The sequence below is a fragment of the Sphingosinicella xenopeptidilytica genome, from assembly GCF_042676985.1.
In the GTDB taxonomy this organism is placed as follows: domain Bacteria; phylum Pseudomonadota; class Alphaproteobacteria; order Sphingomonadales; family Sphingomonadaceae; genus Sphingosinicella; species Sphingosinicella xenopeptidilytica.
Window position 1 is genome coordinate 568252 of the sequence record NZ_JBHTIK010000001.1, and the last position, 11646, is coordinate 579897.

At 62.0% G+C, this 11646-nt stretch carries 10 protein-coding genes; 3 read left to right on the top strand and 7 right to left on the bottom strand.

What is annotated here, in order from left to right; all coding sequences use genetic code 11:
- Window positions 1-18: 18 nt before the first annotated feature.
- The 6 genes from ACFQ00_RS02835 to ACFQ00_RS02860 are packed head-to-tail and all read right to left on the bottom strand — an operon-like array spanning window position 19 to window position 7793.
- A complete protein-coding gene (locus ACFQ00_RS02835; protein ID WP_381485829.1) occupies window positions 19-1440 on the bottom strand; it encodes an aldehyde dehydrogenase family protein in 1422 nt (473 codons plus the stop codon).
- A complete protein-coding gene (locus ACFQ00_RS02840; RefSeq protein ID WP_381485831.1) occupies window positions 1440-2804 on the bottom strand; it encodes an aspartate aminotransferase family protein in 1365 nt (454 codons plus the stop codon). Before ACFQ00_RS02840 ends, ACFQ00_RS02835 begins: the two co-directional genes overlap by 1 nt.
- A gap of 6 nt (window positions 2805-2810) precedes the next feature.
- Complete coding sequence (locus ACFQ00_RS02845) at window positions 2811-3845, bottom strand: NADP-dependent oxidoreductase (protein WP_381485833.1); 1035 nt, start codon at window positions 3843-3845, stop codon at window positions 2811-2813.
- Between the two features lie 5 nt (window positions 3846-3850).
- On the bottom strand, window positions 3851-4702 hold the full coding sequence (locus ACFQ00_RS02850) for an EthD domain-containing protein (RefSeq protein WP_381485835.1): 852 nt from the start codon (window positions 4700-4702) through the stop codon (window positions 3851-3853).
- Between the two features lie 22 nt (window positions 4703-4724).
- Entirely contained in the window at window positions 4725-6971 is a 2247-nt protein-coding gene (locus ACFQ00_RS02855; RefSeq protein ID WP_381485837.1) for a TonB-dependent receptor, read from the bottom strand.
- 51 nt (window positions 6972-7022) lie between these two features.
- Window positions 7023-7793 (bottom strand): acetoacetate decarboxylase family protein, encoded by a 771-nt coding sequence (locus tag ACFQ00_RS02860; RefSeq protein WP_381485839.1) that lies wholly within the window; start codon window positions 7791-7793, stop codon window positions 7023-7025.
- A 232-nt stretch (window positions 7794-8025) separates the two neighbouring features.
- Between ACFQ00_RS02860 and ACFQ00_RS02865 the strand changes: the two genes are divergently transcribed.
- The 3 genes from ACFQ00_RS02865 to ACFQ00_RS02875 all read left to right on the top strand — a co-directional run bounded on the left by ACFQ00_RS02865 (window position 8026) and on the right by ACFQ00_RS02875 (window position 10584).
- Window positions 8026-8652, top strand: coding sequence for a TetR/AcrR family transcriptional regulator (locus ACFQ00_RS02865; protein WP_381485842.1), 627 nt, complete (start codon window positions 8026-8028; stop codon window positions 8650-8652).
- A 111-nt stretch (window positions 8653-8763) separates the two neighbouring features.
- Window positions 8764-9789, top strand: coding sequence for a VOC family protein (locus tag ACFQ00_RS02870; RefSeq protein ID WP_381485845.1), 1026 nt, complete (start codon window positions 8764-8766; stop codon window positions 9787-9789).
- Window positions 9790-9894: 105 nt separating this feature from the next.
- Window positions 9895-10584 (top strand): nuclear transport factor 2 family protein, encoded by a 690-nt coding sequence (locus tag ACFQ00_RS02875; RefSeq protein ID WP_381485921.1) that lies wholly within the window; start codon window positions 9895-9897, stop codon window positions 10582-10584.
- 102 nt (window positions 10585-10686) lie between these two features.
- Here the strand turns inward: ACFQ00_RS02875 and ACFQ00_RS02880 are convergent, their stop codons facing one another.
- Entirely contained in the window at window positions 10687-11553 is an 867-nt protein-coding gene (locus tag ACFQ00_RS02880; protein WP_381485848.1) for an SMP-30/gluconolactonase/LRE family protein, read from the bottom strand.
- Between the last annotated feature and the right edge of the window lie 93 nt (window positions 11554-11646).

An 11646-nucleotide genomic window follows, 5' to 3' on the forward strand; every position in this document is an offset into this window, starting at 1 on the left:
CCGGTATCTCGTTGCCGGTCATGAGGGCGGGAACACCGCGTCAGCGAAGGCCTGGGTCATTGCGCCGTAGGGGCCCTTGAGCGCGGCCATCAGCGGACTGTCGTCGGCGCATTCGAACACGGATTTGCCGTGTGTGAAGCCGAGGAAGCCCTCGTAGCCGGAATGGCAACCCATGCCGCTTGCGCCGATGCCCCCGAACGGCAGAACGGGCTCTGCGCCCTGCAGGCCGAACACGTTGATACCGATGCCCCCCGCGATCACGCGGGTCTGGAACGCATCGGCGAGGTCGCGTTCGCGCCCGACGAAATAGGCGGCGAGGGGGCGGTCGTGGCTGTTGATGTAGTCGACCGCTTCGTCGAGCGATGTGTAGGGCTTCACGGCCGTAACCGGCCCGAAGATCTCGTCGGTCATCACGCCCAGCGCCTCGTCGGGATCGATCACGAGATACATCGGGATCTGCAGGCGCTCGGAATCGGGCGTGTCGCCGTTCAGCGAGATGACGGTGCAGCCGGCAGCTTCAGCCTCGCTGAGGTAGCCGAGGATGCGGTCGTAGTGGCGGCGGTTGATCGTGCCGGTCGCATCGGGATGACCCACATAAGACGGGTACATCGCAGACCACGTGGATTTCGCGAGCGCGATCCAGTCGTCCAGCCGATGCGCGGGCACGAAGGCATAATCGGGCGACGTGCAAACCTGTCCGCCCTTGAACACGCGGTTGTAGAGGAAGCGCTCGACAAGATCGGCGCTGACCCCGGATTCGGAGAAGACGGTGGGGTTCTTGCCGCCGAGTTCCAGCGTCACCGGCGTCAGCCGCTCCGCCGCGAGCCTCAGCACGTTTCGGCCGATCCTGCCGCCGCCCGTGTAGGTGAGATGATCCCAGGGCAGCGTGCAGAAATACTCGGCGAATGCGATATCCTCGCCGCACACCACCGCGAGTTCGCTCTCGTCGAACGCCTCAGCGATTGCCCGGCGAAGGAGGGCGCTCGTCGCCTCGGTCTGTTCGGACGCCTTGACGATCACGCGGTTCCCCGCCGCCAGCATGTCGTTCACCATCACGAGCGCGCATTCGATCGGGAAGTTCCACGGCGCGAGATTGCCGATCACGCCCTTGGGCTGCCGGATGACGCGGGCGCTCGATTGGCCGTGCACGTAGGCGTTGAGCGGCCGTTCCGACGGCTGCATCCATTCGGCGAGCTGTGTCTGGATATAGCGGTTGCGACCGAGCACGCCGCCGGTTTCGAAAAGATCCGTCACCATCGGCGAATGCGATCCGAAATCGGCGGCGAGGGTTTCCTGGAACCCCTTGCGGTTACGCACCATCGCGGCCTCGAGGCGGCGAAGGCGGTCGAGGCGTTCATCGAGCATTGGCATCGTGTTGCGGCCGAACGCTGCCTTCTGAGCTGCGAACAGCCGATCGAGTTCCTGTGTCGTCGTATGCATTATGCCAGCTCCTGATAGGCTTCGGCGAAGGGATAGGTTTGAAGAACAGTGGTCACAGCCTCCGCAATCGCGGCGAAGTCCGCCGCCTGCTGCGCGAAGGAGAAATAGACGTGATTGGAGGTCGGCAGGCTGAGCATCACGCCGTGGTTGATGAGCGCGAGATAGAACAGCTCGATGAGATCGGTGCGAAGCTCTGCGTAGCGCGTGAAGCTTGCCGGGGCATCGGTGATGAAAAGCTGCATCATCGATGCCATCCGGTTGATGTGAAGCGGAATCCCGTGCGCGGCAAAGGCCGAGACGAGCATGGCCGCGCATTCTCCCGCTGCCGTATCGAGCGCGGCATATCCGCCCTCGGCATCCTGCCGCCGGTATTCGGTCATCGCGCCGATCGCGGCGGCGAGGGCGGCCGTGCCATCGTTGCCGGTGCCTGACTGAAAGGCGCGCGGAATGTCGGCGGCGGTAAGCGGATCGGTGACGGCCATCACGTCGGCGCGCCCGACGACCGCGCCCAGCTTTTCGCCCGCCGCGAGGGCCTTGGCGAAGGTGGCGAGATCGGGTGTCACGCCGTAATATCCCTGCGCGCCTGCGAGGCCGAGGCGGAAACCGGTGATGACCTCGTCGAAGATCAGGATGATACCGCGCGCGGCCGTTTCGCGGCGGAGCACGTGCAGGAAATCGGATGACGCGCCCCACAAGCCGCCCGAGTGCATTGCGGGATCGAGCAGGACGGCGGCAATGTCGCTGCGCTCCGCCATCAATGCTTCGAAGGCGGCGATGTCATTGAACGGCAGCGTCAGTATATCCTGCTGCGTCGAGGCGGGGACGCCTGCGCCGAAGGGACGTCGATCGGGTGTCAGCCCGACAAGGAATGCATCCGACTGGCCGTGATAGTGGCCAAGGAACTTCACCACCTTGTCGCGCCCGGTGAAGGCGCGTGCATAGCGCACCGCCGAGAGCACCGCCTCCGTCCCGCTGTTCAGGAAGCGCACTCTTTCCGCGCACGGGACGATCGCTGCGAGCAATTCCGCGCATTCCACGAGAAGCGCCGGATTGAGGATGAGCGGCCCCATGTCGCGATGCCGCTCGATCTCTTCCAGAACGGCGGCCGGACGATGCCCGAGCATCAATGGCCCGTTGCACGAAAAGCAGTCGATGTAGGCATTGCCGTCGACATCGATTGTGCGGCTGCCCGAACCCGTCGCCATGTAGAGCGGATAGGGCGCGAAATAACGCAGGTTTCCCGAAACGCCGCCGGGAAGAACGGCTTTTCCCCGTTCCCAAAGCGCGCACGATTTCGGCGTGCGTGCGCTGTAGTCCGCGAATACGGCGGCCTTCAATCTATCGAGGGCAGGCATATTCGCCATCGTCCGCTAGCCCGCGATCCGTACGAGCGGCTTGCCGGTGACGGTGCCGTCGAAAAGCGCACACAGCGCCTCGGGCGCGCGCTCAAGGCCGTCGTAGATCTGCTCCCTGAAATGGATGCGCCCCTCTTGGCGCCACGCAGTCATGTCCGCCACAAAGCGGTCGAAAGCGTCCAGATACTCCATGAACGCGAAGCATTTGATGGTGAGGAAGCGATCGAGGACATATTCGAAGTTCTCGATGCGCGCCTTCCCGTCGCCTGTGTAGATGCTGATGAAGCCCGCGATGAGCATCAGGGCATTGGGGTTCATAAGCGGCAGGCAAACGGAGAAATGCTCCGGGCTCGCATTTTCGAGCAGCAGGTCGACGCCGTTCGGGCAGGCGGTACGGAGTTCGGCCGCGAAGCCGGGCGATTTGTAATCGAGCGCGGCGTCGACGCCGATCTCGTCCAGAAGCCAGCGAATCTTGTCCGCGCTGCCGGCAGATGTGACGACGCGCATTCCGTTCAGCTTCGCGATCTGGCAGGCAACCGATCCCACCGTGCCCGCGCCGCTTGAAATGACGACCGTTTGCCCCGCGCGCATCGTCGCGGCGCAGGTGAGCGCGAAATAGCCAGTCTGGCTCGCGATACCGAGGAGGCCGAGATAATCCCGCGGCTCCACGCCGCCGCCCACACGCCGCCGTGCGATGGCGGTGTCGGACGAGAGATAGGGCACGAACGGCTCACCGTTCGAGATGAAATGCGTCTGCCAGCCCGACATGCTTTCCACGATGTCGCCGGACACGAAACCCGCGTGGCGCGATGCAAGCACGCGGCCGATGCTCGGGCCGTTGAGGGGCCCGCCAATGGGCCACGGCTCCAAATCTTTCGCTTCCGCATCCATGCTGCGCCGCATGTAGGGATCGACCGACATATAGAGGTTCTCGACGAGCACCTGCCCGTCGCCGAGCGGCGGCAGATCCGCCTCAACGATACGGAAATGTCCGGGGTGCGGCCGCCCCTCCGGCCGCGCGACCAGATGTACCTGACGTGTCCGGACCACGTCCTCTACCATGAGAAAGGCAGCGGCTGCGTGGTGCTGGGCTGGAACGAAAACTCGTCGTGCACCACGCGCACCCGCACGGCGAGCGCACGGAGGGGCTGACCGCCGAACAGTTCGGCTTCCTGCTCCGCGATTGCGTCCTGCGGTTCGGCGAAGAAGGCATTTGCCGAGGCGACGCTGTCGAACCACAGCTCGAACACCACATCGATATCGGCAAGCGCCATGCCCTCGAGCGGCAACGGCTCGCGCAATTTGTGGCTCAGCACGAACTGAATCAGGTGACGGCCGAGCGCGGGGTGTTCGTGTATCCGCCGGGCGTGCGCGCTCGCGGCGGCGTGGAAGGTGTCGTAGTCGGCGCCCGCGGGGCGGCGGCCGAGCAGATAGACCTTCGTCTTGAGGTTCTCGACGAGGTCGGGATCGGCCTTGTAGAGCCGTTCCTCCTTGGCGATGATGACTTCCGCCGATCCGTCCTGCGCGATGAAGCGCGGCTCATCGGGCTGGATGAGTTCGGGATAGAGCGGATTGCCGAGCCAGTCTCCCACCTCCGAAAGGCTGTTCACCCACACTTCCGCCGCGCCTTCGGCGCGCTGCATGGCCGCATAGCGCTCCGGAAATCGCACCGGATCACCGGGATATTTGTGCGTGCTGTTGTATTTGCGCATGAACTGCGAAAACGCGGTCACATGCATGGCGTGCGGTGAATGATGCTTCTGCCAGTAGAGGTGAAACGCACGGGGCGACATGCCCGCGATCGGCACCGGAAATTCGAAGAACTTCACGATCCCGCCCTGGGTTTTCCACGGCTCCGCCTCGACCCGCTCGGGATCGACCCACGGCCCCGGATTCTTGTACGACATCTGGACGCTCCGATCTTGCCGCCTAGAAGCGGAACGATACCGACGCGCCGAACTCGCGCGGGCGGCCGAACTGGTTTTCGACAAGCCCGAAGAATCCCGCGAGATCGAAGGCGAGCGTGCGATACTTCTTGTCGGCGAGATTGTTGGCGAAGACAGCGACCGTCACCGTTTCCGACGGCAGCGTGTAGCTGAGCCGTGCATTGGCGATCACATAGCCCTTTTCGCGAAGCACCGGCGCATTGCTGAGGCCGAGCCAGTGCTTGCCCGTGTAGCTTCCATTCACCTGCGCCGCGAGCGTGCCGTCCGCAACCGTCCATTCCTGCCGGATGAGGCCCGTGAGGTGGACGGACGGCGCATAGGCGACCTCCCGGTCCAGGATCACGCCGCCGACGTTCACGTCCTCGACCTTCGTATCGAGCAGCGCCGCGCCGAACACGATGTCCATGCCCTGCAGCGGGTTCAGGAACAGCTCGGCATCGAGGCCGTACATGCGCGCATCATTGTTGGTGATGATCTGCGTGATACCGGCGAGATTGAGCGCCTGATAGTTATCGTATTTATAGTAGAAGGCCGCGACGTTGAAACGCCCGATGCCGTTCCCGAACGTCGATTTCAGGCCGAGTTCGAACGCATTCAGCGTCTCGTCCTCGAACTTGAAGGCGGCATTGGCCGTGGGTGCCGGATCGAACGTGACCGGATCGACGAACAGCGACGAGCCGGAGGGGTCGACGGGCGCATTGTAGCCGAAGCCCTTCACGCCGCGGTTGTACGACGCATAGACGAGCACGTCGTCGTTCGGCTTGAAATTGACCTGCGCGCGCGCCGCATAGATCGACTGGGCATCCTTGCCGGCAAAATCGACGAGGTTCGGCGATCCGCTGGCACCGAACGGGATCTTGTCCGGTACGCCATCGATCAGGAAGAAATTCTCATAGACCTGAGATTTCTTGTCGCGAATCCAGCGGAGACCGCCGGTGACCGTGACCGTGTCTGAGAGATCATATTCGACCTGGCCGAACACCGAATAAGAATCGGTGTCGACGGCATAGAGTGCGAGCTGCTCGTCGACGCCATAGCCAAGATCGGTGATGAGACCGCGCTGGTCGAAATCGCCGCGCAGGCGGAGGTAGAAGCCGCCGATGGTCCAGCGCAGCGCCCCGGTGTTTTCGCTGAGACGCAGCTCCTGCGAGAATTGCGACTGTTTTCCTGCGCCCTGGAAATGGAAGAATTCACCGGGCTGAACGTCCGAATCTTCCCGGAAGAACACGTCGATCTTGGAATAGTCGGTGATGCTGTGCAGCGTCACGTCGCCGAGTTCCCACGCCAGCGTTCCGCTCGCGCCCCAGGTCTTCACGTGGCTGGTGCTCACATCGTCGATGGAGACGGTGAAGGGATCATTGTCCGGTTCGGCGAAACCGAACAGATCGACCGCGCCGGGCGACAGGTCGAACTCGCCGCTGCCGCCGATTCCGGTCGGCGTGGCGACGCGGTGATCATAGGGCGTCCCGGTGTTTCGGCGCTTGCCGCCGCGCACGTTGAGGAGGAAGCTGATCTCGTCGGTCGGCTTCAGAAGAAGCTGCAGACGACCGCCATATTCCTTGCGGTTCCAGAGGTCGCTTCCCGTGCGGTTTTTGGCGATATCGTCGTGGAAGTCTCCGATTGCCGATGCGCGCAGCGCGACCTTGTCCGAAAGCGGCAGGTTGATGGCGCCTTCGATCTTGAAACGATCGTAGGAGCCGTAACCCGCTTCCAGATAGCCGCCAAGTTCATCGGACGGGCGTGCAGTGACGAAGTGGACGAGGCCGCCCGTGGCGTTCCGCCCGAACAGCGTGCCCTGTGGGCCGCGGAGCACTTCGACACGCTCGATATCGAACAGCTGGAACTGCGCCCCGGTCTGGTTGGCCTGATACACATCGTCCACATAAAGCGCGACCGGGGCTTCCTGGCTGAAGCCGAAATCGGTCTGCGTGACACCGCGGATCGAATAGCTGGCGGTCGCGCCGCTGTTGCTTTGCGGATTCTGCAGGCCCGGCGTGATCTGAATGATCTGCGTGGAATCCGAAATGCCGACCGTTTTCAGCTGTTCGCCGGTGAAGGCGGAAACCGAAACGCCGACATCCTGAACGCTCAGCCGATTGCGCGTTGCGGTCACGACGATCTCGTCAGTCAGCGACGAACCGCCGCTGTCGGTGCCCGTATCCTGTGCGGCTGCAGGCGCCGCGGCCGCGCACAGCGCGAGCAGGCTGGCGTGCAAGAAAAGCTGCTTCACCCCTTTGTCTCCCTCCCGAAAAGCGGCTCCCACCGCACCCCTTTGTTATTGTCAGCTGAAATCCGCTGCCGTGTAGGTCTTGAGCACTTTCCCGTAGGGCAGGTCCGCCGTGAACCGCGCGTAGACGCCGCCATGAACGGCGCGGATGGGAAGGTTGACGTCGGAAGGCACCGCCATCTCGATCGTGGCCGGCCCCGTGAAAACCTCCGCCTTGCCGTCCACGCCCACATAGGGTTCGGCCTTGAACGTCACCGATGTGAGCTGCGCGAGCGCCGGGGCCACGCCGCCTGCGACATCGGGAATGATCTTGAGGCAGATGAGCGGGATCGGCGCCAGGATTTCGGCGCCCGCATTGGCCTGCGGCTTCACCACGGCGCGGAGCGCCCGGTCGTCGGCGCGAATGTCCATGATCGCCTCGACGTCGCCGTTGTCGTGCTTGCGGATTTCGAAGCGCTGGCAGCGCTTCTTGCCGAAGCCCCAGATCTCGCGGCCCAGGATCTGGCTGTTCTCGCCCGTCACATAAACGCCGGGCACATAGGCGTGAGGCTCGCCGTTCCACAGGCACATGATGCCGAGATACACTTCGCCGTAGCCGCCGATCGTCGTCCAGTGGTTCTGCTCCATCACCATGAAGGCGATGGCCGGCTCCATCAGCTCGAGTTCCGACGGCAGGAGCGCAAGCGCGGCAGCTTCGTCCGGCTCGAACTGCAGCATGACCATTTCGGTGTCGCGGTAATAATAGGGCGGCCGGTGCGCGAGGGCGTTGTGCGCCGGCATCAGCGCCCCCCAATCCGCCGGCTTCAGTTTTCCATGCTTGCCCATTCGCTGCCCTCCCTTGCCGCAGGCGATCTCACACGAGTCGCCTCGTATCTGCAGCATTTTTAGGCCAATGAAATGTTTTGTGTCAATCTTCGGCGGTCAGGCTGTTAAGATGTGCTCAAATCGGCTAGATTTTCCGCGCAAATCGAGGATAAGATTTTTTAGGCCGACCTCCCCATAGATGCCGCATTCAGGCGGACGGCGGGGGCAAGGGAATGGAATCGACAGCAAACCGATGAAAAGTGACAGTGAGAGCAAAGCCACCCCGGACAAGACTCCAGCGAGAGCGAAAGGGCGCGAACGGCGGCGGCAGATCATCGAAGCCGCCAAACGGCGCCTGCTGGCGCAGGGCGTCGATGGCCTCGTGCTGCGCGACATCGCCGAAGAACTCGGCATCACGCACGGAAACCTGCAATATTATTTCGCAACCAAGGGTAGCCTGATCGAGGCGATCTTCGACGAAGAGATCGTCAAATACACGGATACGATGAAAACCGCGCTCGGCGCGACATCGACCCAGAAAGGGCGGCTCGCAGCGCTTCTCGACTCGAGTCTCGATCTTTTGTCCGTCGACGATGTGCGGCTGTGGCACATCTTGTTCGGCATCGCACACCAGAGCCCGGAACTCGCCACGATCCTGAAACGCGAGAACGAGCGTTATGAAACGACGCTTGCTGAAGAGTTCGGCCGCATCTTTCCGGATATGACCGTGGAACGCCGCGTCCATGTCGCGAAGATCATCCGTATGCTGATCGACGGACTCGGCATCACCGTGATCTACGAGGCTGCCGACAGCCCGGGCATGACCGCGATCAAAAGCGAAATCAAGGTTGTTCTCAATACCTTGCTCAATCTGGAATAGGCGTCTCTTCCTCACGAGCGCGTGTATCGAACGATGTCTCACTCGCCATATTGACTTATTAGGCCGTTGGCCTATTAGTTCGCTCCACCAATAGGGAGCGAGGAACGAGACATGGCTATTGCAAAGACCGCCGGTCGCGCGGCAACGGTGGCGGCGGGCGATTGCACGCCGATTTTCGATCATATCGCGGTCTGGTCCGCCGATACTGAAGCCAGCGCGCGCTTCCTGACACAGGTGATGGGCTGGAAACGCCACCCGACCGTCATCCGCGTGAGTGACGAGGAAAAAACGACCGGCGGCATGATCGGCACGTTCTTCGACGCGCCGGGCTTGTGGATCGAGCTGATCGAGCCGACCACGCCCGGGCCGGGGCAGGATATCCTCGATGCGCTCGGCGATGGCGCTCTCGTCGAGATCAACTTCGATCTCGGCAACGAATACCCGAAGGCGTTGGATCTGCTTGCCGGGCGCGGCGTCGAGATGCTGAGCATGGACGGCTCGCCGCTCAAGGACGGCGGCACCATCAACGAAGGCGTGTTCGACGGGCATGAAATCCTGAATCCCGGGCAGCGGATCGCCTATTTCCCGACATCGATGACCGGTGGGACTACGGTCGAATATTATGAAGTCCGGTCGGATGACGCGGGATCGCTGCTGCTCGAACGCGATCGTGTGTGGAAGGACGAAACCCGCACGCCTGGGACGCCATGGATCGACCATGTGGCGATCGTAACCGACGATGCCGAAGGCGCCGCGTCGTTCTTTGCGGACTACATGGGCATGAAACGCCATCCCGGAGGCTCGGGCGAGGGCGCTGCCAAAGCCGTTCTGCTCGATGCCAAAGGGGCGGACGAAAAACCGCTCTGGCTGCGGCTGGTCGAGCCTGCTCCCGGAAGCCGCGCCGCCGCGCTCCTCGCGGCGCGTGGCTCAGGCCACATCATGGAGCTGGGCGTTGTCGTCGAAGACATTGCAGCATTCGGCGCGCGGGCTGCAAAGCTTGGCGTGACGCTGGTCGACGATCGTGGCACGTCGCTTCCTACCGGCACCATACCGGCAGGCGGAGCCTATTTCCGCGAGGAAGACAGCTGCGGCATTCCTGTTCGTCTCATCCCGGCATCCGCCTCCGCATCCTGCTGACCGCAGCAAGGGTTTCCGGCACGGCCGATTTTCGTTTCTTGCAATGTAGGACAATATATTCATACTAAGCGGCCTAAAAATCAAGGGGAGAGGCCAGTGTCTGGTATGAAAATCACACGGTTATCCGCCATATCGGTATGTTTGATCGGCTTGGCTCCACTGCAAGGTGGAGCCGCGCAGGCAAGTCCGCTGGGGGATGCATGGCGGAAGCAGACGCTGGAGGCATACGACAATGCCAAACCCACCGCCGCGCTCGCTGGGATGTCGGAAGCGGAAAAGCTGAAGGAGATTCAGGAAGTCCAGAAGCTGCCCTTGCGGTATACGCGCTACATCAATCAGCGCGATTGGGACCGCTGGGTCAACCAGTTCACGCCCGAATCGAGCTATTGGCAATATACGATCGGGCAGGTCGTCAGCGGCCCGGACGGATGGCGAAAACATCTGGATGCGGTCGGCATGACCAGCGAAAAAATGCACAGCCTTTTCGAGAACCTTGGTTCGCCGGAGATCGAACTTCTGTCTCCCACCACCGCGCGCGGGGTCTGGCAGGCCCTTTTCGTGTTCTGGATGCCCCGCGATCAAACGCCGACAAAGGGCTTCCTTGTCGAACCCGGGCAGGAAAGCCGAACGTATGCGATCTATTACCAGACCTACAAGAAGGTAAATGGGACCTGGAAGATCGATACGAATATTCCCACCACGGTCAGGCATGAACTCGGCGTATTGCCCGAAGGCGTGGTCGCTCCGAAACCGGAGTTGCCGCCTTCGTCGACGCAAGCAAAGACGGGGAAATAATCAAAGCCCTGTAGACCAAATGGTATCAGTGCCTGAACTTCACTTGCCGTGATACACGCCGGTGAAGTTCAGGCCTGAGCGAATTGCCGGAAATCTGTGCAGCTAGTCCCCAAGATCAAAAATCGAAAGTGAGGCGTTCTTGATCTGGGGCACGAGAAGGCGCCGGCGCTTGTCGTCGACGCCTATGGCGGCAGGCACCTCGATATTGTCGGCGACAACCACGGGCAGGCCGTCCCCCGCAGGTACGCGATAGACGTTCCTGCCGAGCTGGCTGGCAACGACGAGATCACCGTTCGAAAGCAGGACGATGCCATCGAACTGGCCGGTAGGGAGGGTACGCTCTCGCAGAATGCGGCCATCTCGATCGCGAAAGACAAGGTTTACGCCGCGGCCGCCATGAACGATATGGCCACTCCCATCGATTGCGATGCCGTTCGGGCGTTCGAGTGCGGGATCGCGCGCGGCAAATGTTGAAACCTCGCCTTTCGCACTGATGCTGAACAGCGCGCCGGGCGTCGTTTCATTTGCGAAATCGGTAACATAGACCGTGCCGTCGTTCGCGACGACGAGATCGTTGAGGCGCACGGCACCGGGAATCTCGATGTTGCCGCGCGGTGCACCGCTCTTGCGGTCGAACAGCCGGACTGTGCTCGTATCGGCGACATAAAGCAGGTCGCCGTGCAGATAGATTCCGAGCGGATCGATCAGCGTTACGCCGTTTACACCCCCCGCGATCCATTTGAGCGAAATGACTTTGCCATCCGGCGACACGCGCGAGATGAAGCCGTTGTTTTCAGGCCCTCGCGCCGCGAGGTTCGAGACAAGATACTCGTCACGCACGTTGTCGTAACGTGCCGCTTCGGATCCATCGAACCCGACATTCTGAATGACCATAAGCGGAGGTTGCAGGCCGGGTGTTGCTGTGCTGCCCGCCAGATGAAGCAGGAATGCGGTAAGGCTCGTTATCATGGTTTCTCCCCAAGGTTGCTTCTTCAGTTTTGTATTTGATCATTGATGGGTAGTGATCGGATGCGTTTACCGGTTGCGGCATGGATGGCGTTG